Raw genomic sequence first — 24,818 nt, forward strand, 5'->3', positions numbered from 1 at the left:
CTCCTCACCCGATTCCGGGAACGAAACGGACCAGCAGGTCGATCAGCCAGATGCCGGCGAACGGCGTGGCGATGCCGCCGAGCCCGTAGACGAGCAGGTTGCGCCGCAGCAGCGACGCCGCGCTCATCGGCTGGTAGCGCACGCCGCGCAGTGCCAGGGGGATCAGCGCGACGATGATCAGCGCGTTGAACACGACCGCGGACAGGATCGCCGAGGTGGGGGTGGCCAGGCGCATGATGTTGAGGGTGTCGAGCTGCGGGTAGATCGCCACGAACATCGCGGGCAGGATCGCGAAGTACTTGGCCAGGTCGTTGGCGATGCTGAAGGTGGTCAGGGCGCCGCGGGTGATCAGCATCTGCTTGCCGATCTCGACGATCTCGATCAGCTTGGTCGGGTCGGAGTCGAGGTCGACCATGTTGCCGGCTTCCTTGGCCGCGGCGGTGCCGGTGTTCATCGCGACACCGACGTCGGCCTGCGCGAGCGCCGGGGCATCGTTGGTGCCGTCGCCGGTCATCGCGACCAGCCGGCCACCTTCCTGCTCGCGGCGGATCAGCTCCATCTTGTCCTCCGGCTTGGCCTCGGCCAGGAAGTCGTCCACGCCGGCTTCGGCGGCGATGGCCTTGGCGGTCAGCGGGTTGTCGCCGGTGACCATGACCGTGCGGATGCCCATCGCGCGCAGCTCGGCGAACCGCTCCTTCATGCCGGGCTTGACCACATCGGACAACCGGACGACGCCGAGCACCCTGGTCGTGCCACCGCTGCACTCGGCGACGACCAGCGGAGTGCCGCCCTGCTCGGAGATCTCGTCGACGACGGTGTCCACTTCGGAGGTCACCGAGCCGCTCGCCCAGCGGCGCACCGCGCTCGCCGCGCCCTTGCGGATCTGGCGACCGCCGATGTCGATGCCGCTCATCCGCGTCTGCGCGGTGAAGGCCACCGCGTCGGCGGCCAGTTCCTCGGCCTGCGCCTCGCCGGGCAGCCCGAAGTTCTCCGCGCAGTAGGTGACGATGCTGACGCCTTCCGGTGTCTCGTCGGCCAGGCTGGAGAGCCGTGCGGCCGCGGCGAGCTCGCCCTTCGTCACCTCGCCGACGGGGATCAGCTCGGTGGCTTGGCGGTTGCCGAAGGTGATGGTGCCGGTCTTGTCCAGCAGCAGGGTGTTGACGTCGCCCGCGGCCTCGACGGCGCGCCCGGACTTGGCCAGCACGTTGCGCTGCACCAGCCGGTCCATGCCGGCGATGCCGATGGCCGAGAGCAGCGCGCCGATCGTGGTCGGGATGAGGCAGACCAGCAGCGCGGTCAGCACCACCACCGACAGCAGGCCGCCGGAGTATCCGGCCATCGGCTGCAACGCCAGCACGGCGAGCACGAAGATGATCGTCAGCGTCGACAGCAGGATCGTCAGCGCGATCTCGTTGGGCGTCTTCTGCCGCTGCGCGCCCTCGACGAGCGCGATCATTCGGTCCACGAAGGTCTCGCCGGGTTTGGTCGTGATCCGCACGACAATCCGGTCCGACAGCACGGTGGTGCCGGCGGTCACCGCCGAGCGGTCGCCGCCGGACTCCCGGATCACCGGGGCGGACTCGCCGGTGATCGCCGACTCGTCCACGGTCGCGATGCCCTCGATGACGTCGCCGTCACCCGGGATCACCTGTCCCGCCTCGACCACGACCCGGTCCCCGACCCGCAGCTCGTTGCCTGGAACATCTTCCTCGGTGCCGTCCTCGGCCAGCCGCCGCGCGACCGCCTCGGTCTTGGTGCGCCGCAACGACTCCGCCTGCGCCCGGCCCCTGCCCTCGGCGACGGCCTCGGCGAGGTTGGCGAACAGCACCGTGAACCACAGCCACAGCGCGACGGCGATGCTGAACCCGTTCGGTTCCAGCAGCGTCAGCACGGTCACCAGCGCCGAGCCGACCCAGACCACGAACATGACCGGGTTGGCGAGCTGGTGCCTGGGGTTGAGCTTGCGCAGTGCGTCGGGCATCGAGGTCAGCAGCTGCCTCGGGCTGAACGCCCCCGCCGTCAGCCTGCGGGCGGCCGGAACCTCCCGCCGCTGCGGGGGTTTCTCCAACGTGGTGGTCATGCGAGGGCCTCCGCGATCGGACCGAGGGCGAGCGCCGGCAGGAAGGTCAGCGCGGCGACGAGGACGACGGTGCCGCCGAGCAGTCCGGCGAACAGCGGACCGGTCGTGGGCAGGGTTCCGGCGGTCGCGGGCACCCTCTGCTGCCGCGCCAGCGCACCGGCCAGCGCGAGCACCGCCAGGATCGGCACGAAGCGGCCGACGAGCATCGCCACGCCGAGCGTGCTCTGGAAGAAGTCGCTGGTCACCGTCAGACCGGCGAACGCGCTCCCGTTGTTGTTGCCCGTGGACGCGTAGGCGTAGAGCACTTCGGAAAGACCGTGCGCGCCGCTGTTGTTGAGGGCATCCAGCGTGCCCGGCAGCGCCAGCGCGGTGCCCGCGCCGAGCAGGACGACGGTGGGCATCGCCAGGATCGAGACCGCGGCGGCGGTGATCTCCCGTCGGCCCAGCTTCTTGCCGAGGTACTCCGGGGTCCGGCCGACCATCAGCCCGGCCAGGAACACCGCGATCACCGCGAGCATCAGCATCCCGTAGAGACCGGCGCCGACACCGCCGGGCGCGACCTCGCCGAGCAGCATGTTCAGCAGCGGCACCGCACCGCCCAGACCGGTGAAGCTGTCGTGCATCGAGTTGACCGCACCGGTCGAGGTACCGGTGGTGACCACCGCGTACAGCGCGGAGAGGAAGATCCCGAAGCGGGCTTCCTTGCCCTCCATGGCTCCGCCCGCGGCGAGGGTCGCCGGACCGTTCGGGTGGGTCTCGGCCCACCAGGCGGCTCCGGTCATCAGCAGCAGGATCGAGACCATCACCGACAGCAGGACGTAGCCCTGCCTGCGGTCGCCGGCCATGGTCCCGAAGGTGCGCGTCAGGCACAGCGGGATGACCAGGATCAGGAACAGCTGCAGGAAGTTCGACCACCCGCCGGGGTTGGAGAACGGGTGCGCCGAGTTGGCGTTGAGGATCCCGCCGCCGTTGGTGCCGAGCTCCTTGATCGCCTCCTGGCTGGCGATGGGCGCGGTGGCGATGGTGTAGGTGTGTCCGTCCACACCGGTCACCTCGATGCCCGAGGCCAGCGACATCGCACCGCCCAGCGCGACCAGCACGACCGCGGCGACCAGCGAGATGGGCAGCAGGATGCGCGTGACGCCGCGGGTGATGTCCACCCAGACGTTTCCGATGCGGTCGGTCGCGGTGCCGGTGAAGCCGCGCACCAGCGCGACCGCCACCGCCATGCCGACCGCCGCCGACACGAAGTTCTGCACGGTCAGCCCGGTCATCTGCACGGTGTGCCCGAGGACCGATTCGGGGACGTAGGACTGCCAGTTGGTGTTGGTCGCGAAGCTGACCGCGGTGTTGAACGCCGTCGCGGGCTCGACCGGGCCTCGGCCGAAGCTCAGCGGCAACAGGTGTTGCAGGCGTTGCAGGAGGTACAGCAACACGATCGAGACGAACGAGAAGCCGAGGACGCCCGCCGCGTAGGTGGTCCAGCGCTGCGGGGAGTCCCCGTCGATGCGCACCACCCGGTACAACGCGCGTTCGACGCGCCAGTGCTCGTCACTGGTGTAGACGCGGGCCATGTAGTCGCCGAACGGCCGGTGGACCGCGACGAGGGCCAGCACGAGGAGGCCGACCTGGACCAGGCCGACCGGAAGGGAACTCATCAGAACTTCTCCGGCCGGATCAGCGCGACGAACAGGTAACCGATCAACAGCAGTGCCAACACGCCACCCGCGGCGTTGGCAAGCACAGTGCTCACAACCGCTCCAAACCGCGCAACACGAGCGCGAGACCCAGGAAGACGCCGATCAGCAGAACGACGTAGGCCAGATCAGCCACCGAGGTGCACCCCCAACTCGAACCACTCGGGTCGCCGTTCTCGACGACCGGAGTCGAGTGTTGGTCCGCGCCCAGCGACCACCAAGGCGTATGACAGCTCCTTTATGCGGCCTCCCAGCGCCTTGATGACTTCCTTACGGGCCGGGGACTCAAGTCACAGCCGGGCCGGAAATGTCACCCTTCTCCTCCTGCGCACGGTTTGTGAGTGGGTGACTTCACTCCGCTATCAGGTTTCGTCGATGCAACGATCTCGTTAACGTTGCTAAAGGAATGGGCAGGCCGGGCCGGACCGGCGCCGGTGCGCAACACTGACCGCCACGATCGGCCTCCGCCTGCGAGACGACCGACCCTGGAGGGAACCGAAATGTGCGGTATCTCCGGCTGGATCGACTACCAACGCGATCTGACCCGCGAACAACCCGTCATCGACGCGATGTGCCAGACCATGGCCTGCCGCGGTCCGGACGCCGCGGGAACCTGGGTGCGTCCGCACGCCTCCCTGGGCCACCGCAGGCTGGCGATCATCGACCTGCCCGGCGGCGCGCAGCCGATGGAGGCCGGCACCCCTGACGGGCCGGTCGCCATGGTCTACAGCGGCGAGGCCTACAACTTCACCGAGCTGCGCGACGAGCTGCGCCGCAGGGGCCACCGCTTCACCACCGACAGCGACACCGAGGTCGTGCTGCGGGGCTACCTGGAGTGGGGCGCGGAGGTCGCCGAGCACCTCAACGGCATGTACGCCTTCGCCATCTGGGACTCGCGGACCGAGAAGCTGCTGCTCATCCGCGACCGGATGGGGGTCAAGCCCCTCTACTACTACCCAACCGAGCACGGTGTGCTGTTCGGCTCCGAGCCCAAGGCGATCCTGGCCAACCCGCTCGCCGAGAAGGTCGTCGACGCCGACGGCATGCGTGAGCTGTTCAGCATGACCAAGACTCCGGGCCAGGCGGTCTGGGCGGGCATGCGCGAGGTCCGGCCCGGCACCGTGGTGACCGTCGACCGGAGCGGCCTGCACGAGCACACCTACTGGCGGCTCACCGCGCTCGAGCACACCGACGACCGCGACGCCAGCGTCGCACGCGTGCGCGAACTGCTCGACGACATCGTGGCCCGCCAGCTCATCTCCGACGTGCCGCGCTGCGTACTGCTCTCCGGCGGCCTGGACTCCAGCGCAATCACCGCGCTGGCCGCCCGGCAGCTGCGCGGGCAGGACGAGCAGGTCCGCAGCTTCGCGGTGGACTTCCTCGGCCAGACCGAGAACTTCGTGCCCGACCCGATGCGCGACACCCCCGACGGGCCGTTCGTGCACGACGTCGCCGGGCACGTTGACTCGCTGCACCAGGACATCGTGCTCGACCCGGCGACGCTGGCCGACCCCGCCGTGCGCCGCGCCGCGGTGGCAGCCCGCGACATGCCGATGGGCCTTGGCGACCTCGACCAGTCGCTGTACCTGCTGTTCAAGGCGATCCGCGGGCACTCCACGGTGGCGCTGTCGGGCGAGTCGGCCGACGAGGTGTTCGGCGGCTACCGCTGGTTCCACGACCCGCAGGTGCAGCAGGCCGACACCTTCCCGTGGCTCGCGGGCGCTCCCGGCAGCGCGGGCCGGATGCTCGCGCCGGAGCTGCGCGACAAGCTGGACCTGGATGCCTTCATCGCCGACAGCTACCGCTCCGCGGTCGGCGAAGCCCCCGTGCTGCAAGGGGAAAGCGAGTTCGAGCGCCGGATGCGCGTGATGTGCTACCTGCACCTGACGCGGTTCGTGCGCATCCTGCTCGACCGCAAGGACCGGATGAGCATGGCGGTCGGCCTGGAGGTGCGGGTGCCGTTCTGCGACCACCGGCTCGTCGAGTACGTCTTCAACGCGCCCTGGTCGCTGAAGACCTTCGACGGCAGGGAGAAAAGCCTGCTGCGGCAGGCGACCGCCGACACCCTGCCGCGATCGGTGGTCGAACGGACCAAGAGCCCGTATCCGTCCACGCAGGACCCGAAGTACGGCGCGGAGCTGTTCGGTCAGGTTTGCGAGGTGGTCCGCAGGCAGGACCCGGCGCTGTCGATCGTCGACGAGCAGACCGTGCGCCAGATCGTGGCCGCCGGACCGGACGCGGTCGACACCCCGACGCGGTTCTTCCTCGAACGGGTGCTCGACCTGTCGGTCTGGTTCGAACTGCACCAGCCGACGGTCAAGGTCTAGGTCTGTTCGACCACTTCTGAAACATTCCCGGGCCCGGGCGGTGCCGCGAGCGCCGTCCGGGCCCGGACAAGGCCCTCCGCCGTGCGCGGGCAACCGCCGCGTGTGACCCTCCTGGCTGACGGGCACTCCGCCGCCCTGACGGGTGCCCGTGCCAGAGGGGGCCGCAGATGGGCGTGAGGAACCTCGCGGGGTTCCGCGGAACCGTGGTGTGGCGTGGCGAGGACACCTACGAGCGCACCCGGCGGGCCATGCTGTGGAACGGCTGGAAACCCGACCGGTACCCGGAACTGATCGCCCGCGCGACCTCGACCGACGACGTCGTGCGGGCCGTCCGCTTCGCCGTCCGCAGCGGGCTGCGGGTGGCCGTGCGCGGCGGCGGCCACAGCTGGTGCGGCTCACCGGTGCGCGACGGCATGCTGCTGGACCTCTCCGGTCTCGGAGGGATCGCGGTCGACGCCTCCGCCCGCACCGCCTCGATACGACCGGCCACCAGCAACCGGGAGCTGGCCGCGACACTGACCGCGCACGGCCTGTCCTTCCCGGTCGGCCACGGCGGCGACGTGCCCGCGAGCGGGTACCTGCTGGCGGGCGGGATCGGCTGGAACTCGCGGGTGCTCGGTCCGGCCTGCCGCAGCGTGCGGGAGGTGGAGGTCGTGACGGCCGATGGCGAGGTCGTGCGCGCGAACTCGCGGGAGAACCCGGAGCTGTTCTGGGCGGCGCGCGGCGCGGGGCCGGGTTTTCCCGGTGCGGTGACCCGGTTCGAGATCGATCTGCACCCGCTTCCCGCCGCGATGACGGCGAGCACGCACGTGTACGCACTCGCCGACCTGGACGCGGTCGCGGAGTTCGCAGCCGAGCTCTGCCCCCGCCTGCCCGCCCAGGCCGAGCCCGGCCTGCTGCTAGCGCCGTCGCCGGAAGGCGTGGCGCCGCAACCGGAAGGACGCGTCGTCATCCTCTCCGCGACGGCTTTCACCGACACCGCAGGGGATGCGGCAGCCGCCCTGGCACCCCTCGAGAGCTGCCCGGCCGCCGGCCGGGCTCTGCTGCGGCGCAGTGGGACGCCCACCTCTTTCGCCTCCCTCTACGGCGTCTCCAGCGGCCTGTGGCCGCCAGGCCGCCGCTACGCGGCCGACACGGCGTGGAGCGGTGCCGACCTGCGCGAGGTGCTCTCCCGGTGCCACAAGGCCGTTTCCACCGCTCCGTCGAGCGGATCCCTGGTGCTGGTGACGCCGGACCCGCTCCCCGACGACGCCGCGACGGCGCCGGACATGGCCTTCTCCATGCGCGACCGCGTCCTCGTCAGCTGCTACGCGATCTGGCAGGGCGCCGTCGGGGACAAGTCCAACAACGCCTGGCTGCGGGCCGCCATGGCCGAGCTCGAACCGGTCACCACCGGCCACTACGTCGCCGAGGCCGACCTTCCCGCTGCGCCCTCCCGCGCCGCGAGGTCGTTCAGCGAACCGAGCTGGCGCCGGATCGAGGAGTTGCGGGCGCGTGTGGACCCCGACGGCGTTTTCCACACCTACCTGGGACACGGCTAGGGTCTGCTTTCCCAAGCAGCGTATGGACATTCGCAGTCAGTACGGGTGCTTGTCCGGCTTGTCGGCCCACGCCCGGTACGCCGCGGCGCCCAGCTCGGGGTAGGTCTGGCGCATCGGAATGCTTCGCTGCGCCAGGGGTTTCCGGAGGTCCTCGTACTGGAAGGCGTCGTCGAACCCGATCGCCCGCGTCGACTCCAGGTCGCTGCTGTAGTGGACGGCGTCCAACCGGGACCAGTAGATCGCGCTCATGCACATCGGGCACGGCGCACCGCTGGTGTACATCGAGTGGCCCTTGAGCATCCTCGCGCGGGCGGGCATCGGGTCGGACGAGCCCTCCGGCCGCGGTACCAGGGCGAGAGTGGACCCGTTCTGCCGCTCCTCGGCGATCGACGGCGCGTCCGGGTTGAGCACCTGCACCGCCTTGCGGATCGCCTCGACCTCGCCGTGCGCCGTCGGATCACCGGTCAGCAGCACGCGGTTCTGGCCGCGGGCGACGATCCGCTCCCCGTCGGTGATCACCGCGCCGAACGGACCTCCCCAGCCGTTCACCACCGACTCCGTCGCCAACCGCACCGCCTCGGCCATGAACTCCTCGTCGTTCACGCGGAAACCCCCGATCAGCGTGGAAACCCGTGCCAGCGAGCGAGAACTCGTCGCAGGAGTTACCCGACGAACGAGGGCGCAAACCGGCCGACGGCCGTCACGCCAGGGGAACCAGCACGCGGAAGGTGCAGCCTCCGGCGCAGTTGCGCGCCAGTTCGACCCTGCCGCCGTGCGCCTCGGCGAGGGCCGCCGTGATGGCCAGGCCGAGTCCGGTACCGCCGCCGGAGCGGTTCCGGCCGTCGTCCACGCGGTAGAAGCGGTCGAAGATCCGCTGGGCGTGCTCGGGCGCGATGCCCGGACCGCGGTCGGACACCTCCACGACACCCATCAGCGCACCGGAAGGCACGTCCGTGCCCGCCGCCGCCAGGACGTCCTCGCCCGCGGTGCCGTGGTCCACTACGACCTGCACCGGCGTGCCGGCCGGCGTGTGCACGAGGGCGTTGCCGACGAGGTTCGTGAGAACCTGGCGCAGTCGCGCCGCGTCGGCCAGCACGCGGACCGGGGTCTCCGGCGCGTGCAACGCGATCTCGCGGTCCGGGTCCCGGGCCGCGGCGTCGTGCACCACGTCGGCCGCCAGTGGCAGCAGGTCGCAGTCGGTCAGGTCCATCGACCGCTCGCGGTCCAGCCGGGCGAGCAGCAGCAGGTCCTCGACCATCGCGCCCATGCGCACCGCCTCACCCTCGATGCGCGACATGATCCGCCGGACGTCCTCCTCGCGGTGGGAGTCGCTGCGCCGGTACAGCTCGGCGAACCCCCGGATGGAGGTCAGCGGGGTGCGCAGCTCGTGCGAGGCGTCGGCCACGAAGCGGCGCATCCGCTGTTCGGAGCGCTCCCGCTCGCGCATCGCCGCGGCCAGCCTGCCCAGCATCGTGTTCAGCGCCGCCCCGAGCCTGCCGGTCTCGGTCCGCACGTCCTGGTCGGGCACCCGGCGGTCGAGCTCACCGGCCGCGATGGCGTCGGCGGTGTGCTCGATCCTGGTGAGCGGGCGCAGGCCCAGCCGCACCGTGACGGCCGCGGTTGCCACCAGCGCCAACAGCACCACCGCCCCGGCGACCAGTTCGATGACGACCAGCTGGTGCACGGTGGCGTCGGCGCCGCCGAGCGAGAGCGCGAGCGCGATGGTCCGCCCGTCGGGCAGGTGCAGGGTGCGGACGCGCCAGTCCGCTCCGCCCGCGCGGTCCGGCACGGTGCCGATGGCAGGTCCCGCCGACGGATTGAGCAGCAGCGGCCCGCCGGTGTCACCCTCGGCCCTGCCCAGCATGTCGCCCGTCGGTCGGCCCGCGAAGTCGAAGAACAGCACGCGGAAGTCCGTCGGCAGCTCTCCGCGCCCGAGCGGCGGGCCGAGGTGTTCCAGCGGCCCCAAGGGCTCCGGCGGTGGTTTGCGCCCCTCCACCCACGGCCTCGACATCTCGGCGAGGCGGTCGTCGGTGCGGTTGACCAGCGAGCGTTCGAGCAGCGCGACGCTGCTGAAGCCCATGACGACCAGTCCGGCCGCCGCCGCCACGAGCAGGACTGCGAGCAACCGTCCGCGAAGCGTCCGCGGCAGCACCGGGGGCCTCATCGGCGGCCCTGCTCGTCCGGCGGGAGCCGTAGCACGTATCCGACGCCCCGGATGGTGTGTATCAGCGGCGGGGAGGTCGAGTCGATCTTGCGGCGCAGGTAGCTGATGTAGGACTCGACGACGCGGCTGTCCCCGCCGAACTCGTAGTTCCAGACCCGGTCCAGGATCTGGCTCCTGCTGACCACCTTCTCGGCGTTGACCATCAGGTAGCGCAGCAGCTTGAACTCGGTCGGCGACAGCGCGACCGGCCTGCCGCCGCGCCGGACCTCGTAGGCCTCCTCGTCCAGCTCCAGATCGTGGTAGCGCAACCGCGAGTCGGGCTCGTCGAGGTGCGCGGGGCGCACCCGGCGCAGGATCGCCCGCAGGCGCAGCACGACCTCGTCCAGGCTGAACGGCTTGGTGACGTAGTCGTCGCCACCGGCCGTGAGGCCCGCGATGCGGTCCTCGACCGCGTCGCGGGCGGTCAGGAACAGCACCGGCACCAGGTCACCGCCCTCGCGCAGCCGCCTGGCCACCGAGAACCCGTCCTGGTCCGGCAGCATCACGTCCAGCACCACGATGTCGGGGCCGAACTCGGACGCGGCGCGCAGCGCGTCGGCTCCGGTGGCGGCACCGCGCACCTCGAAGCCGCTCAGCCGCAGCGCGGCGGTGAGCAGTTCGAGGATGTTCGGCTCGTCGTCGACGACGAGCACGCGGGCGGCGGAGGTGTCGGAGTCAGCCACTTGACCAGGATCTCCCATCGGGGTCGGGGACGTGCGCCCGCCGGTGCGGTGCCGCTCAGCGGCTCCGAGCGGCACCGCTGGGCGTTCTCCGGCCGCGCCGGATCGGCGGTCTCTCAGCGGCAGTCGTAGAGATCAGAGCCACTGTCGGCCGTACCGCCGTAGGCGGCGGGGTCGACCGGCGTGCAGTTGCGGGTGACCCACTCCTGCCGCTGGGCACGCGCACCGTCGCGGTCCCCCGCGCCTCGCGGCCCGTCCTGGTCGGCACGGCCTTGCGCCTGGTCTCCGACGCCTTGCGCCTGGACGCCGTCGCCCGCTGGCGTGCCCGGTCCGGCGCCGGGGTCGCCCGGCCCACCGCCGAGCTGTACGAAGCCGAGCTGCCCGGCCTGCTTCCACTGGCTCAGCAGCGCGGTCGAGGGCGCGTCGTCGCTGCCCATGAAGCCGCCCATGCCGACCACCGCCACGTCGGAGTTGATCAGGTACGACGCCGCACCGTGCGAACCACCCTCCACCGCCAGGGGAACCGGCAGCCCACCGGCGTTGGCCACGACGTAGTCGAGCAGCCTGCGCTGTTCCTCGCTCAGCGAGTCGCCACCGCCGGGGCCGCCGCCCGGGAAACCTCGCCTCCGCTGTCCTCCGTCATCGGCGGGTTGCTCCGCGTCTCCGGGCGGCTGTCCGCCCATCGGCCCACCGCCGCGGCCCGGACCACCTGGCGGGCCGCCCATCGACGTCGGTCCGGCGGTCGGGTTCGCCCCGCCCATACCGCTCTGCCCGGACACGGCGCCGATGACCGCCCACGCGCTCGGCGCGGCCAGGATCGCGGCCAACGCCAACGCCAGTCCCGGACGCACCAGCGCTGCGACGCGCCGGCGCCCGAGCAGCAGAGCCGACACCGCGACGGCGCCCAGGACCGCGGCGACCCAGCCGACCCACGGGTGCCAGCTCTGGTCGCGGGCCACCAGCAGCACCGCCCACGTCGCCGTCACGGCCACCGCCACCGGGAGCAGCAGCCAGCCGAAGCCGCCGGGCTCGCGGTACCAGCGCCACATGCGCACCAGTCCGGCACCGGCGACCGCGCCGACCGCCGGCGCGAGCATCGTCGTGTAGTACGGGTGCATCGTGCCCTGGGCGAAGCTGAACATGACGCCCACGACCAGCAACCAGCCGCCCCACAGGACCCAGCCCGAGGCGCGGACCCGGTCGACCGGCCGCCCGCGCCACGCCCGCACCGCGACCGACGCGAGCACGAGCAGGCACAGCGGCAGCAGCCAGCTGATCTGGCCGCCGAGCTGGTCGTTGAACAGCCGCAGCGGACCCGCCTCGCCGGAGAACCCGCCGCCTCCACCGGGGCCGCCGCCTCCACCAGAACCGCCGTTGCCCTCGCCACCGAGGATGCGGCCGAAGCCGTTGTAGCCGAAGACCAGGTCCCACGCCGACCCGTCGGTGCTGCCACCGATGTAGGGCTTCGGCGACGGCCAGAGGGCGGTCACGACCACCCACCAGAACGAGCTCACGACCAGCGTCACCGCGGCGACGGCGAGCCCGGCGAGCCTGCGGACCCAGGACTCCCGCCGCCCGACGAGGTAGGCCGCCGCGAACGCCGGCAGCACCATCCACGCCTGAAGCATCTTCGTCAGGAACCCGCATCCGACGAGAGCCGCCGCCAGCACCAGCCACCTGGTCGCGCGCTCCGCCTCGACCGCCCTGCCCAGCGCCCACGCCGCGGTGACGACCAGCAGCACCAGCAGGGTGTCCGGGTTGTTGTCCCGGTTGATCACCACGGTGATCGGGGTCGTGGCGAGCACGAGCGCGGCCAGCAGCGCGGCGTTCTCCCCCGCCCACCTGCGAACCGCCCGGTGCAGCACGAACACGGCGGCCACGCCCGCGACGGCCTGCGGCAGCAGCACGGCGACCTGGTTGTAGCCGAGCAGCTTCACCGAGATCACCTGCGCCCACAGCGCCATCGGCGGCTTGTCCACCGTGACCACTCCGGCCGGGTCGAAGGCGCCGAAGAGGAAGTTCTCGAAGCTCTGCGACATCGACTCGACCGCGGCCGTGTAGTAGGAGTTGCCCCACGAGCCGCCGATGGCCCAGCAGTAGAGCACCGCGGCGAGCCCGCAGATCGCGGCGAGCGCCGCCCGCTGCCATCGAGCGGTCCTCGTCCGCACCGGTTCGGGCGCTTTGGCCGGCCGTCCTGGCGCGATGGCCGTGTCCATGCCTGTCATGACCTTCCCTTTTCGTTGCCAGGGCGGAAAACCCAGGAGCGCAGCAGTGCGAAGCGCAGTGCGGTCCCGACCGCGGACGAGGCGACCAGCACCGCGATCTCCACCCACCCCGGCGGATCCGGCCACCCGGCGTGCAGGACGAGCAGCGCCCCCGAGGTGATCAGGTAGTAGACGCCGAAGACGAGCAGGCCCTGCAACTGGATCCGCCGGTGCGAGCCGGTGCGTCCGAGGAAAGTCAGCCGGCGGTTGGCCTCGGTGTTCCACATCGTCGTCGCGACGAGCGCGACCAGGTTCGCCAGCAGCGGGGGCCACCACGTGCGCAGAACCGCGTAGAGCACGGCGGTGACCGCGGTGGAGACCGCACCGATCAGCCCGAACGAGACGAGCTGCCACAGCAGGCCGTTGCGCGGCTCGGCCAGCACGGCCTGCGGGTGTTCGGCGCGGGGCGCCGGCCGTTCGGGCAGGCCGGTCACGTTCGCCGAACCGGTGAGCTTGGCGCGGGCGACGCGGACCAGCCCCGCGATGTCGTCGCGGGCGGTGCGGACGACGTTCACGCGGGTGTCGACGTCCTCGACCCAGTCGACCGGGACCTCGTGCACCCGAAGGCCGTTGTACTCGGCGAGCAGCAGCAGTTCGGTGTCGAAGAACCACCCGTCATCGCGGATGTGCGGCAGCAGCGGCCGCACCACGGCCGTCCGGGCGGCCTTGAAACCGCACTGCGCGTCGGAGAAGCGCGCACCGTGCGACCACCGGATCAGCTTGTTGTAGCAGCGGGAGATCAGCTCCCGCCGTCCGCCGCGGACGGTCCGCGACCCGGGCGCCAGCCGCGACCCGACGGCGATGTCGGAATGGCCGTTCACCAGCGGCGCGACCAGCGGCAGCAGCGCGTCCAGCCCGGTCGACAGGTCGACGTCCATGTAAACGACCACTTCGGCGTCGCTGTAGGCCCACGCCGTGCGCAACGCCAGGCCCCGGCCCTTGCGGTCCAGGTGCAGCACCCGGACGTGGTCGAGCGACCGCGCCAGCTCGTGGGCGACGCGCAACGTGCCGTCCGTGCTGGCGTTGTCGACGACGGTGATCGACCACTCGAACGGGAAGTGCGCGCGCAGGTGTTCGCGCAACACGCGCAGGCACCCGGGCAGCGACCGCTCCTCGTTGTGCACGGGGATCACGACGTCGACGGTCGCCGTCGCACTCGTTCTCGCCGTGGCACCCGCGGTCGCGACAGCGGTAGCTGTCGCTGTCGCCGTCGCCGTCGCACCTGCTCCGCGTCGCGCGGCGCCCCTCGGCAGGACTTCCATTGCTGACCACCTCGTATCCGGCATCGGCCGTTGTCGGCTCGACACCCATCAAGCCGCACCGGAGTACGAGGAACGTTCAAGCCAGGTGGGAGAACCCTGGGAGCTTCAGAGCGAACACCCCAGGCCAGGCGCCACACACCGCGCCCGATGCCGGACATCCCCAGCGACCTCACACGAAGTTCCCAGGAAACCGTGTCAGGCCGTCCAGTTCACCGGATCTCGTCCAGGACGCTGGTGTGGTCAGGCAGGAACCAGCTGGTCCACACGGCCCTTCTTACTGCCCGCGGTGACCGCGCCCGGCTCAGTAGTGCGGGTTGCGCGGGGTGGGCTGGCAGCGGGGGCAGCTGTACGACGAGCGGTTCATGAACGCGTCGCGGCGGACCGCAGTGCCGCAGCGGGGGCAGGGCAGGCCCGCCTGCCCGTAGACGGCCAGGGAGCGGTCGAAGTAACCCGACTCGCCGTTGACGTTGACGTAGAGGTCGTCGAAGGAGGTGCCGCCCGCGGTCAGCGCGGCCTGCATGACCTCGACCGCCGCGCCGAGGAGGCTGCGGGCCTGGGGACGGGTCAGGTTCGCCGTGGGGCGGGCCCAGTGCAGTTTCGCCCGCCAGAGGGCTTCGTCGGCGTAGATGTTGCCGATGCCCGACACGAGGGTCTGGTCGAGCAGTGCGCGCTTGACGCCGGTGCGGCGCTTGCGCATCCGCGCGACGGCCGCTTCGAGGTCGAACACCGGTTCAAGCGGGTCGGGCGCGATGTGCGCGACCGGCTCCGGCACCGCGACACCGTCGACCGACACCAGTTCGGTCAGGCTCAGGCCGCCGAAGGTCCGCTGGTCGACGAAGCGCAGCTGCGGTCCGCCGTCGTCGAACCGGAACCGCACCCGCAGGTGGGTCTCGTCCGGGGCTTCGTCGGGCTGCACCAGCAGTTGGCCGCTCATGCCCAGGTGGGCAAGCACCGCCTCGCCCGCGTCGACCTCTTCGGGGCCGCCGCCCAGCTCGAGCCACATGTACTTGCCGCGACGACGCGCGGCGGTCAGGCAGCGGCCGACGAGCCTGGTGGCGAAGTCCTCGGGACCGGGCACGTGCCTGCGCACGGATCGCGGGTGCAGGACGTCGACGCCGGAAACGGTGCGGCCGACCACGTGCGCGGCGACGCCGCGCCGGACGACCTCGACTTCGGGAAGCTCGGGCACGGCCGGCTACGAGGCCGATTCCTCGTCGCCGCTCTCCGCGACCTGCTTGACCTGCTCGGACAGCGTCCGCCAGGCCGCCTCGGCGGCCTTCTGCTCGGCTTCCTTCTTGGTGCGGCCACCGCCCTGTCCGAGGGTGTCGCCCGCGACCGAGACGAACGCGCTGAACTCCTTGCGGTGGTCCGGGCCCTGCTCCTCGACCCGGTACTCCGGGACGCCGAGCGCGGCCGCCGCGGTCAGCTCCTGCAGGCTGGTCTTCCAGTCAAGCCCGGCGCCCCGCTGCGGGGCCTCGGTCAGCAGCGGCTCGAACAGCCGGTGGATGACGTTGCGGGCGACGTCGATGCCGTCCTGGAGGTACACCGCGCCGAGCACGGCCTCCAGACCGTCGGCGAGGATGCTCGCCTTGTCCCGGCCACCGGTCAGCTCCTCACCGCGGCCGAGCAGCAGGTACTCGCCGAGACCGCCCTCGCCGAGCCCCCGCGCGACCCCCGCCAGCGCGTGCATGTTGACCACGCTGGCGCGCAGCTTCGCGAGCTGGCCCTCGGGCAGGTCCGGGTGCGAGTTGTACAGCCGGTCGGTGATCACCAGTCCCAGCACCGAGTCGCCGAGGAACTCCAGCCGCTCGTTCGGCGGCAGGCCACCGTTCTCGTAGGCGTACGAGCGATGCGTGAGAGCAAGGGTGAGCAGCTCGGCGTCGAGTTCGACGCCGAGCGCCTCCATCAGCGGAGCCCGGTCGACAGTGCGGGCCCGTGGCTGCTTTCCCCCCACGCCCTTACCGCCGATCAGGCAGGCTCGTGGATCTGGCGACCGTCGTACTGGCCGCAGGACGGGCAGGCCACGTGCGGCAGCTTCGGCTCGCGGCAGGCGCGGTTCGAGCACTGCACCAGCGTCGGCGCCGACGCCTTCCACTGCGAACGGCGGTGACGGGTGTTGGCCCGGGACATCTTGCGCTTCGGGACGGCCACGACTAGTTCTCCTCCTCGGTCCCGCCGAACCGCTCACGGAGCGCGGCCCAGCGGGGATCAATCGTCTCATGCGTGTGATCGGGGGCGAGTTCGGCCCACTTGGTGCCGCACCCGGAGCACAGCCCCTGGCAGTCCGGCGAGCACAGCGGCGCGGACGGAAGCGACAGCAGCATCGCGTCCCGCACCACCGGCTCCAGGTCGATCAGGTCGTCGACGACCCGTTCGACCTCGTCTTCATCGGTGCTGGCGTCGGTGGCGCTGTCCGGGTAGGCGAACAGCTCGCGCACCTCGACCTCGATCTCCTCCGAGATCGGGTCCAGGCAGCGCACGCACTCCCCGGTCAGCGTGGCGGCGGCGGTGCCGGAAACCAGCACGCCCTCCACCACCGACTCGGCCAGCAGGTCGAGCTCGACCGGCTCGCCCTCCGGCACCCTGATCATGTCGAGGCCGAAGCCGACGGGGGCCGGCGCCTGGCGCGTGTAGGCACGACTCTGCCCCGCCCGGTGGCCGATCTCCCGGGTGTCGATCACCCAGGGTCCGGCCTGGACGGCCCGCTCCGCTCGGGCGGAGTGCCCGGAATCGTGTTTCTGAGACATCACAGGTTTCGACTGGTTTCCGACTGGGGTTGTTGCGCTGGCCCGCACCGGGCGGCCGACCGGCCGAGCACGGGTGCACCGGACTCGGCACGAGCGGTCCGCTCGCCACCTGCCAGCGACGGCGTGCGACGTCGGCGCCCGCCCACCGGGCAGCGGCCTGTTCGAACGCGGGTCTGCTGAGCGGCGTCGAACGACCACGACCGGCCGGGCTGGGTGACGAATCGTCCACAGCCAGCTTTTCCAGGGTACGCGACACCACCGCGGCTGCCGAAATCACCCCGGCTCGCCCCGCCGGGCACCTCCCGGCGGACGCGGCGACACCCGCGACGCACCCACAGCATGGCTGCTGACCTGCGGTTTCGCTTTCCGGGGAAGGACGTCGTCGAATTCCGGCGGCGGAACCTCCATGATCTCAAGCAGCACGGCCGCAGAAGCCGGTCACGACAACCGCGAGGGTCTCATGCCGGAACAGAACTCCTTCCCGACCGAGGTCGACCACACCAGGCCGAACCCGGCCCGCATCTACGACTACGGCCTCGGCGGCCACCACAACTTCGCCGCCGACCGCGACCAGTTCGAGAAGCTGCTGGAGGTCGACCCGGACGCCAGGCTGGTGGTCTCGGCGAACCGGGCGTTCCTGCGGCGGGCGGTGCGCTACTGCCTGCGCCAGGGCATCACCCAGTTTCTCGACCTCGGCTCGGGGATCCCGACGGTGGGCAACGTGCACGAGGCGGCGCACCAGCTGAACCCGCGGGCGCGCGTGGTCTACGTCGACAACGAGCCGATCGCCGTAGCCCACACCCGCAGGCTCCTGCGCGAGAACGACAACGCCGAGATCGTGCAGGCCGACCTGCGCGACCCCGAAGCGATCCTCCGCGCTCCGGAGACGCAGCGGCTGCTCGACCTGTCCAAGCCGGTCGGGCTGATGATGGTCGCCGTGCTGCACTGGGTGCCCAGCGCCGACGTCGCGGGCCTGCTGTCGCGCTACCGGGAGGTGCTCGCCCCCGGCAGCTACCTGGCGATCAGCCACCTGACCTCCGAGCACCTGCCGGAGCAGATGGGCGAGGTGGAGGACGTCTTCGCCGAGACGACCGAACCGGTGGTGTACCGGCCGCGCTCGGAGGCGGCGAAGCTGTTCGAGGGGTTCGAGCTGGTCCCGCCGGGGGTCGTCTACACCTCGCAGTGGCAGTCCGAGCCGTACGAGATGGTGGAACCGCCGGAGCGGACGAAGATCTGGGCGGCGGTCGGCCGCAAGCTCTGAGCACTCACCCGACAGCGCACTGCGCCCCTCGGCGACGGCAGCCGAGGGGCGCAGTGGCGTCCGGTGCGCGGCGACGGGGAGCTCGGAGCGAGAAGGCGGCTGAGTCCGCCAAGCGCCCGCCTACGCAGACCACACCTGAAACACGTACTAGTGACTTCCGCCGTTGCCGCTGGTGGAGGTGCCGGACCGGCCGGGCTTCCACTCCTCGTAGTCGAACGGTGCGCCGACCGGGCTGCGCAGCTGCTGGCGGCCCTTGCCGACGGTGCGCAGCGTCTTGCTCAGCAGGTCCTCGAAGTCGGCCAGCCGGGAGTCCACGTAGGCGTCGCACTCGCCGCGCAGCCGCTCGGCGTCCTCGTTGGCCTCGGCGACGATCCGCTTGGCCTCGCCGTTGGCGGTCTGCACGACCTCGGTGTCCGAAACCAGCCTGGCCTGCTCGGCCTTGCCCTCGTGGATCGACTGGTCGTAGGCGGCGCGTCCGGCCTGCACCATGCGGTCGGCCTCGGACTGGGCGCGGCCCACGTAGTCCTCGTACTCGCGGCGGCCGTTGGTGACCGTCTGCTCGGCCTCGGCCTGCGCCTCCGCCACCAGCTGCTCGGCGCGCTCGCGCGCCTCGGCCAGCAGCTGCTCGGCCTCGGCCCTGGCCGAGGACACGGTCCGCTCCGCCTCGGTCCGGGCCTCGCCGAGCGTGCGCTCGGACTCCGACTCCGCCTTGCGGATGACGTCGTCGCGGTGGTCCAGCACGTCCTGGGCGTCGTCGAGCTCGCCCGGGATCGCGTCCCGGACGTCGTCGAGCAGCTCCAGGACATCGCCCCGGGGCACCACGCACCCCGAGGTCATCGGCACGCCTCGCGCCTCCTCGACGATCGTGACCAGCTCGTCGAGCGCCTCGAACACCCGGTACACCTCGATCTCCCTGCCGTCGTAGCCGCCCGGAACAAAGCATCCCGGAGAAACCCCGAACCGGTGCGCACCGGTTCCGGAACCGATGATCACAGGTTGCCAGATCCGCGGTCCGTCCAGTCTGCCCCGCCGCTCCTCGCCGCCGCGGCATCTCCCCCCGTGCCCGCGTGTCAACGCCTGGGCCCCCGGTACCGGACGGCACCGGGGGCCCAGGCGTTCGCGGACGTCAGTTGACGATGGTCAGGCGGAAGGACTCGTAGTGGTCCTCGGTGTAGAAGTACTCGCCGCCGTCACCGACGACGAAGCGGCGCGCGCCGCGGTCGTCGCTGCCGGGAGTCTTGACCGTGTACTCGTGGTAGTAGCCCTCGGCGCAGTCCGGCAGGATGCCCTCGCGGTTCTGGAAGACCGTGCCGTCCTGCGGGTAGGGGTACGGGCCGCCCTTCTGGATCAGCTCGTAGGTGTCGGTGGCCTCCGGGGGCAGGTCGGCCAGCCTGACCTGCTCGAATCCGGAGGTGTCGCCACACGGTGCCTGCGCGGCGGCGGGCGCCTGCGGGGCGACCGGCAGGGCCTGCACGGCCCCGGCCTGGAACCCGAGCAGACCCACCACGGCGATCAGACCGGCCAGCAGGGTCCTGACTGCGTTCGACTTCGTGATCCGCCTCATAGTCGACGACGCTAACGTGACCACGTGATCACGCACTGAAGTTGGCGTGAACTGGAAACGTCGCCCAGGCGCGAGCGGTGAAAGTTTCACCCAGCCGGGGAATGCGAGGTCAGGACTGCTCGGAGAGGCGTTCGAGCAGCCGCTGCTCAATCTTCGGCGGGAGCAGGTTGGAGACGTCGCCGCCGTAGGTGGCGACCTCCTTGACCAGCGAGCTGGCCAGGAAGCTGTAGAGCGGGTTGGTCGACATGAACAGGGTTTCGACGCCCGAGAGGCGCTGGTTCATCTGCGCCATCTGCAGCTCGTAGTCGAAGTCGCTGACCGCTCGAAGGCCCTTGACGATCGCGCCGATGTGGTGCTCGCGGCAGTAGTCCACCAGCAGGCCGTGCCAGGAGTCGATGCGCACGTTCGGCCAGTGCGAGGTGACCTCGCGCAGCATCTCCAGCCGCTCGTCGACGGTGAACAGGCTCTTCTTGCTCTTGTTCACCAGCACGGCGACGACGACCTCGTCGAACAGGCCGGCAGCCCGCCCGATGATGTCCAGATGACCGTTGGTTACCGGATCGTAGGAACCTGGACACACGGCACGCCTCATGAGCCGGACGGTAGCAGCATCGTGACGGGCCGCCCGCCGTGACGTGGCGTCGATCACCGGCATGCGGTAACGGTGCGAAACGGGTCACCGCCGATCGCCGCACTCCGTGCGTCCGACGGCCTCAGTCCTCCTGGTTCTCGGCCGTGTCCGCCTCGTGAACAGCCCAGTGCACGGCGGTGTCGCCGTAGCGCTTGGTGCGCAGCGCGTGCAGCGGGTCGGGCCAGTCCGGATCGCCGCTGCGCGTGGAGCGCTCGACCACGACCAGGCTGTCCGGCGCCGTCCAGCCGTTGGCCACCAGCGACCGCAGCACCTGGTCGAGCCGCGCGGAGTCGACGTCGTAGGGCGGGTCGGCCAGCACCACGTCGAAGGGTTCGCCTGCCGCCGAGGCGAGCACCGTCTCGACCTTGCCCTGCGCCACACTCACGTCGCGGAAGCCCAGCGCGCTCGCGTTGCGCCTGAGCAGCTGGGCGGCACGGCGGTCGGACTCGACGAAGGTGGCGTGCGCGGCTCCGCGCGAGAGGGCCTCGAGCCCGAGGGCACCGGAACCGCCGTAGAGGTCGAGCACCCTGGCGCCCGCCAGCTCGGTCGCCGACTCCAGCGCGCTGAACAGCGCCTCCCGCACCCGCTCGGAGGTCGGCCGGGTGCCGCGGGGCGGCACCTCGATGCGGCGTCCTCCGGCGCTGCCCGCCACGATCCGTGTCACGCGGACAATCGTCGCGCATGCCGCGCGGGCGCCTCGGCCGCCCGGCGGATTAGGCTGCCGAGCCGATCACGCCGAGGCCCCGGGGAGCGCCTGCCCGCTCCGGCGCGGGGCCGTATTCTCGTAGGTCTGCCCAGGCGGGAGACGGGGAGCGAATCAGGTGTCGGAAACGTCGGTCAGGCAAGCCGAGATCGCGATCGAGCAGCGGCAAGTGGACCGGGTGTACGTCAGGCTCGGCGAACTGCGCGCCGAGGCCGCGCGGATGCGCGACAAGAGCTACGAGCACGGCAGGGAGGCCACGCCGGAGGCGCTCTACGAGCGCGACGTGATGGTGCACCACGCCAACCGCACGTTGCAGGCGCTGGACGCCGAGGCCGAGGGGCTGGTGTTCGGCAGGCTGGACATGGCCGACGGCGACTCCGTGCACATCGGCAGGCTCGGCATCCGCGACCCCGAGTTCGACAACCTGCTGGTCGACTGGCGGGCGCCGCTGGCGTCGGCGTTCTACCAGGCGACGCCGGAGAACCCGCTCGGCGTGGTCCGGCGCAGGGTCATCCGCTCGTCGCGGGAGACCGTGGTCGACCTCTCCGACGACCTGCTCGACCCGGAGCGGGCGCCGCGGGACATGCGGGTCGTCGGCGACGGCGCGCTGATGGCGTCGCTGAGCCGGGCGCGCAGCGACTCGATGCGCAACATCGTGGCCACCATTCAGAAGGAGCAGGACGACGCGATCCGGGCGCCGGAGGGCGGCGTCACCGAGATCACCGGCGGCCCCGGCACCGGCAAGACGGCGGTCGCGCTGCACCGCGCCGCCTACCTGCTCTACCGCGACCAGCGCAAGCTCGGTGGCGCCGGGGTGCTGGTCGTCGGCCCGTCTCCGGTGTTCATGTCCTACATCTCCCGGGTGCTGCCGTCGATGGGCGAGCACAACGTGGAGCTGCGGGCGCTCGGCGAGGTCCTGGACGGGCTGTCGGCCGGCACCATCGACGACCCCCGGACCGCCGAGGTCAAGGGCTCGTCGCGGATGGTGCAGGTGCTGCGCCGCGCGTTGCGGCTGGAACCGCCGGACGCGCCGGACGAGCTGCGCATGTTCTACCGCGGCGTGGTGCTGAAGCTGCAGCACGAAGACCTCAAGCGCATCCGTCGCAGGCTGCACTCCAAGGGGGCGCCGCCGAACCGCTCCCGCATGCGCGCCGCCGACGCGCTGCTGGAGGCGTTGTGGCACAAGGCGAAGCAGTGCGCCGACGAGGACTTCAAGCCCGACCGCGAACGGCTGATCACCGAGATCGGTGAGCGCATCGAGTTCCACCGCTTCCTGGTGAGCTGGTGGCCGCCGCTCTACCCGATGCAGGTGCTGCGCTGGCTCTCCGATCCCGGCAGGCTGGCCAGGGCGTCGCGGCGGCTGCTGTCGGCCGAGGAGATCGACCTGCTCGCCAAGTCGTGGGCCGACGTGCAGGAGTGGACGGTCGCCGACGTCGCGCTGATCGACGAGCTGCGGGTGCTGGCCGGTGCGCCGCCGAAGCGGCGGCGGGCGCAGCAGGCCGACTCCCGCGAGCTGAGCACCTGGGCCGAGCGCACCGCCGACCAGCCCTACCAGCGGCCGGACAACTACGACGAGTACTCCCACGTGGTCGTCGACGAGTCGCAGGACCTCTCGCCGATGCAGTGGCGGATGGTCGGCAGGCGCGGCAGGCACGCGAGCTGGACGATCGTCGGCGACCCGGTGCAGTCGTCGTGGCCGGACCCGGCGGAGGCGTCGCGGGCGCGGCAGGAGGCGCTGAGCTCGGCGCGCAGCCACCGGCGCTTCACGCTGCGCACCAACTACCGCAACTCGGCGGAGATCTTCGCCGTCGCCGCCGACGCGGTGCGCGACCTGGTGCCCGCCGACGAGCTGCCCAACGCCGTGCGCACCACCGGGGTCGAGCCGGTCGTGCGGGAGGTTTCGCAGTGGCCGCAGGAGGTTCGCACGGCCGCGGAGGAACTGCTGGAGGCGTCGGAGGGCACCGTCGGCGTGATCACGGCGATGCGGATGCGGGGCGAGGTCGGCGAATGGCTCGCCGGGGTCGGCCCGGACCGGCTCCGCGTCGTGGGCAGCCTGGAGGCCAAGGGCATGGAGTACGACGCGGTGCTGCTCGTCGACCCGGACGAGCTGGCCGCCGAGTCCTCCACCGGGCGCCGCGCCCTCTACGTGGCGCTGAGCCGCGCGACCCAGCGCCTGACGGTGCTCAGGGCGGCGTAGGAAGTTCCAAGCCGGGGCTCGCGATCGTCGCTCTGCCACGGTCATTCGACGGTGCCGGGAGCGGCGTCGCGCGTGTAGTGGACGACGTGCGCCTTGTAATCGCGGTCGTACCTGCGCAGCGCCGCCTCCGGTGACACGGCCGAGCCGCGCGTCCCGTCGATCTCGACGATCTCGACGTGTCCCGGCTCCATTTCCAGGCCCCACGCCAGAACCCAGCCGTCGGCGCGCTCCCCCACCTCCCGCACGATCGCGAACAGCCCCGGCGCGCTGACGGCGACGAGATCCTCCATCATCGCGGCGAATTCGGTCTGGTCACCGAGCGGTTCGAACTCACTCCAGTCGCCCGTCTCGTCGGGGAGCGCGTCTTCCACTGGGCCGAACGTGTCGATTTCCCTGTTGATCATGTGGATCTCCCGGCATGTCGTTCGATGGTGGCTGATCACGGACCGCTATGGTCGGGCCAGTCATAAGATCGAGTGGGAATCCCAGTTTCTTCAACTATCTGCCCAGTTTTCACTCGAACGGATCGTGGGAGATGGCCTTGGAGCAAGGTGTCAGCCCGACGCTGCGCGTCTGGCAGCTCGCGGAGTCGCTTCGCAACTACCGGGAGCAGAAGGAGCTGACGATCGAAGCGGCGGCGGGCGAACTGCGGACGCGTTCACCGCGCTGGTCGAAGTCCAAGCTGCAACGCATCGAGACCCGGCTGTACGTGCCGAAGCCGCACGAGGTCGAGCAACTCGCGGAGTTCTACGACGTGCCGCCGGAGAACGCCGAGGCGCTGGTCCGCATGGCGGGCGAAGCCCGCCAGAAGGGCTGGTGGCAGTCCAGCGCGATGCCGAAGCACCTGTACACCTTCGTCGGCCTGGAGCAGGCCGCGACCACGATCCGGCAGTTCGAACTGGCGCTGGTGCGGGGACTTCTCCAGACGTCCGAGTACGCGCGTGCGTTGATCTCGGCGATCGAGCCCGCCACCCCACCGGAGATGCTGGAGAACCTGGTAGCAGCGCGGATGGTCCGCCAGCAGACGCTCAAAGCACCGCACCGGGTCAAGCTCCAGGTTGTGTTGAGCGAGTCCGTCATCCGTTGCCCTGTCGGCGCGAAATGGGTGATGCGAGGCCAGTTGGAGCACCTGATCGAGGTGTCGCACGAACTCGACGTCACGGTCCAGGTCCTGCCACTGGCCGTCGGACCCAATCCGGGGATGGAGGGCGCCTTCTCCATCATGACGCTGCCGGAGCTGTCCAACGACGTCGGATACGTGGAGGGCATCGTCGGGGCCGTCTACTTGGAAACCCAGGATGACGTGCGGCGTTGCACCATGCGCTTCGCCGCGTTGAGTTCGATGGCGCTGTCCCCAACGGCCTCGGAAGAGCTGATTTCCTCTACCCTTGAGGAGTATCGATGAGCAGTGCTTGAGGAGACCCACGATGCCCGGCCCGGATCTGTTCAACACCCGCTGGCGCAAGAGCAGCTTCAGCGGTGGCGCCAACGGTGGCGGGCAGTGCGTTGAGGTGGCCGCGCTGGAGGACGGGCGGATCGCGGTCCGCAACAGCAAGGCGCCCGAGGCCGGGGTCGTGGTGTTCAGCCGCGCCGAGATGGACGCCTGGGTCCGGGGCGTGAAGGCCGGGGAGTTCGACGACATGTGCTGACGGGGCCCGCGG

General features: G+C 71.1%; 23 protein-coding genes. 6 read left to right on the top strand and 17 right to left on the bottom strand.

The features are described from left to right. Positions 1-4: 4 nt before the first annotated feature. From kdpB to kdpF, 3 genes are read right to left on the bottom strand one after another with little or no spacing between them, the layout of a single operon-like run. On the bottom strand, positions 5-2,080 hold the full coding sequence (kdpB, locus tag HUO13_RS30515; RefSeq protein WP_211898394.1) for a potassium-transporting ATPase subunit KdpB: 2,076 nt from the start codon (positions 2,078-2,080) through the stop codon (positions 5-7). Continuing rightward, positions 2,077-3,738: a potassium-transporting ATPase subunit KdpA gene (gene kdpA / locus HUO13_RS30520; protein WP_211898395.1), complete on the bottom strand. Its 1,662-nt coding sequence runs from the start codon at positions 3,736-3,738 to the stop codon at positions 2,077-2,079. The genes kdpB and kdpA overlap by 4 nt, the downstream gene beginning before the upstream one ends. Further along, positions 3,738-3,833, bottom strand: a complete 96-nt coding sequence (gene kdpF / locus HUO13_RS30525; RefSeq protein WP_011874942.1) for a K(+)-transporting ATPase subunit F — start codon at positions 3,831-3,833, stop codon at positions 3,738-3,740. The genes kdpA and kdpF overlap by 1 nt, the downstream gene beginning before the upstream one ends. 444 nt (positions 3,834-4,277) lie before the next feature. Here kdpF and asnB point away from each other — a divergent pair, with 444 nt between their 5' ends. Together asnB and HUO13_RS30535 are read left to right on the top strand one after the other, a co-directional pair. Next, positions 4,278-6,104, top strand: a complete 1,827-nt coding sequence (gene asnB, locus HUO13_RS30530; RefSeq protein ID WP_211898396.1) for an asparagine synthase (glutamine-hydrolyzing) — start codon at positions 4,278-4,280, stop codon at positions 6,102-6,104. Positions 6,105-6,271: 167 nt separating this feature from the next. Further along, positions 6,272-7,645 (top strand): FAD-binding oxidoreductase, encoded by a 1,374-nt coding sequence (locus tag HUO13_RS30535; protein ID WP_211898397.1) that lies wholly within the window; start codon positions 6,272-6,274, stop codon positions 7,643-7,645. Positions 7,646-7,681: 36 nt separating this feature from the next. On the opposite strand, the gene HUO13_RS30540 is transcribed toward HUO13_RS30535, so the two are convergent. From HUO13_RS30540 to HUO13_RS30580, 9 genes are all read right to left on the bottom strand, one after another. Further along, positions 7,682-8,248: a nucleoside deaminase gene (locus HUO13_RS30540; protein WP_211898398.1), complete on the bottom strand. Its 567-nt coding sequence runs from the start codon at positions 8,246-8,248 to the stop codon at positions 7,682-7,684. A gap of 97 nt (positions 8,249-8,345) precedes the next feature. Continuing rightward, on the bottom strand, positions 8,346-9,809 hold the full coding sequence (locus HUO13_RS30545) for a sensor histidine kinase (RefSeq protein WP_249124192.1): 1,464 nt from the start codon (positions 9,807-9,809) through the stop codon (positions 8,346-8,348). After that, positions 9,806-10,549: a response regulator transcription factor gene (locus HUO13_RS30550; protein WP_211898399.1), complete on the bottom strand. Its 744-nt coding sequence runs from the start codon at positions 10,547-10,549 to the stop codon at positions 9,806-9,808. The genes HUO13_RS30545 and HUO13_RS30550 overlap by 4 nt, the downstream gene beginning before the upstream one ends. A gap of 95 nt (positions 10,550-10,644) precedes the next feature. Then, positions 10,645-12,753 (bottom strand): ArnT family glycosyltransferase, encoded by a 2,109-nt coding sequence (locus HUO13_RS30555; protein WP_211898400.1) that lies wholly within the window; start codon positions 12,751-12,753, stop codon positions 10,645-10,647. Continuing rightward, positions 12,750-13,925 (bottom strand): bifunctional glycosyltransferase family 2/GtrA family protein, encoded by a 1,176-nt coding sequence (locus HUO13_RS30560; protein WP_211898401.1) that lies wholly within the window; start codon positions 13,923-13,925, stop codon positions 12,750-12,752. Before HUO13_RS30560 ends, HUO13_RS30555 begins: the two co-directional genes overlap by 4 nt. A gap of 430 nt (positions 13,926-14,355) precedes the next feature. Continuing rightward, complete coding sequence (gene mutM / locus HUO13_RS30565) at positions 14,356-15,243, bottom strand: bifunctional DNA-formamidopyrimidine glycosylase/DNA-(apurinic or apyrimidinic site) lyase (protein ID WP_211898402.1); 888 nt, start codon at positions 15,241-15,243, stop codon at positions 14,356-14,358. A 6-nt stretch (positions 15,244-15,249) separates the two neighbouring features. After that, positions 15,250-16,008: a ribonuclease III gene (gene rnc, locus HUO13_RS30570; RefSeq protein ID WP_211898403.1), complete on the bottom strand. Its 759-nt coding sequence runs from the start codon at positions 16,006-16,008 to the stop codon at positions 15,250-15,252. Positions 16,009-16,022: 14 nt separating this feature from the next. Further along, a complete protein-coding gene (gene rpmF / locus HUO13_RS30575; protein WP_009947558.1) occupies positions 16,023-16,205 on the bottom strand; it encodes a 50S ribosomal protein L32 in 183 nt (60 codons plus the stop codon). A 2-nt stretch (positions 16,206-16,207) separates the two neighbouring features. Continuing rightward, positions 16,208-16,735: a YceD family protein gene (locus tag HUO13_RS30580; protein WP_249124193.1), complete on the bottom strand. Its 528-nt coding sequence runs from the start codon at positions 16,733-16,735 to the stop codon at positions 16,208-16,210. Between the two features lie 472 nt (positions 16,736-17,207). Between HUO13_RS30580 and HUO13_RS30585 the strand changes: the two genes are divergently transcribed. After that, on the top strand, positions 17,208-18,062 hold the full coding sequence (locus HUO13_RS30585; protein WP_349253346.1) for an SAM-dependent methyltransferase: 855 nt from the start codon (positions 17,208-17,210) through the stop codon (positions 18,060-18,062). A 147-nt stretch (positions 18,063-18,209) separates the two neighbouring features. Here the strand turns inward: HUO13_RS30585 and HUO13_RS30590 are convergent, their stop codons facing one another. From HUO13_RS30590 to rsmD, 4 genes are all read right to left on the bottom strand, one after another. Then, on the bottom strand, positions 18,210-18,965 hold the full coding sequence (locus HUO13_RS30590; protein WP_211898405.1) for a DivIVA domain-containing protein: 756 nt from the start codon (positions 18,963-18,965) through the stop codon (positions 18,210-18,212). Between the two features lie 223 nt (positions 18,966-19,188). Continuing rightward, positions 19,189-19,626, bottom strand: coding sequence for a ribonuclease domain-containing protein (locus tag HUO13_RS30595; RefSeq protein WP_009947553.1), 438 nt, complete (start codon positions 19,624-19,626; stop codon positions 19,189-19,191). A 109-nt stretch (positions 19,627-19,735) separates the two neighbouring features. Next, on the bottom strand, positions 19,736-20,218 hold the full coding sequence (coaD, locus tag HUO13_RS30600) for a pantetheine-phosphate adenylyltransferase (RefSeq protein WP_211898406.1): 483 nt from the start codon (positions 20,216-20,218) through the stop codon (positions 19,736-19,738). A 121-nt stretch (positions 20,219-20,339) separates the two neighbouring features. Next, positions 20,340-20,921, bottom strand: coding sequence for a 16S rRNA (guanine(966)-N(2))-methyltransferase RsmD (gene rsmD / locus HUO13_RS30605; RefSeq protein ID WP_211898407.1), 582 nt, complete (start codon positions 20,919-20,921; stop codon positions 20,340-20,342). A gap of 157 nt (positions 20,922-21,078) precedes the next feature. Here rsmD and HUO13_RS30610 point away from each other — a divergent pair, with 157 nt between their 5' ends. Further along, the gene (locus tag HUO13_RS30610) at positions 21,079-23,157 is read left to right on the top strand and encodes a HelD family protein (RefSeq protein ID WP_211898408.1); all 2,079 of its coding nucleotides are present in this window, start codon (positions 21,079-21,081) and stop codon (positions 23,155-23,157) included. Positions 23,158-23,198: 41 nt separating this feature from the next. On the opposite strand, the gene HUO13_RS30615 is transcribed toward HUO13_RS30610, so the two are convergent. After that, positions 23,199-23,561, bottom strand: a complete 363-nt coding sequence (locus HUO13_RS30615; protein ID WP_211898409.1) for a hypothetical protein — start codon at positions 23,559-23,561, stop codon at positions 23,199-23,201. Positions 23,562-23,608: 47 nt separating this feature from the next. On the opposite strand from HUO13_RS30615, the gene HUO13_RS30620 reads away from it, so the two are divergent. Further along, the gene (locus tag HUO13_RS30620) at positions 23,609-24,562 is read left to right on the top strand and encodes a helix-turn-helix domain-containing protein (protein WP_211898410.1); all 954 of its coding nucleotides are present in this window, start codon (positions 23,609-23,611) and stop codon (positions 24,560-24,562) included. 22 nt (positions 24,563-24,584) lie between these two features. Then, positions 24,585-24,806, top strand: coding sequence for a DUF397 domain-containing protein (locus tag HUO13_RS30625; protein WP_211898411.1), 222 nt, complete (start codon positions 24,585-24,587; stop codon positions 24,804-24,806). Positions 24,807-24,818 lie beyond the last annotated feature (12 nt).

It is taken from the genome of Saccharopolyspora erythraea (assembly GCF_018141105.1).
Lineage (GTDB): Bacteria > Actinomycetota > Actinomycetes > Mycobacteriales > Pseudonocardiaceae > Saccharopolyspora_D > Saccharopolyspora_D erythraea_A.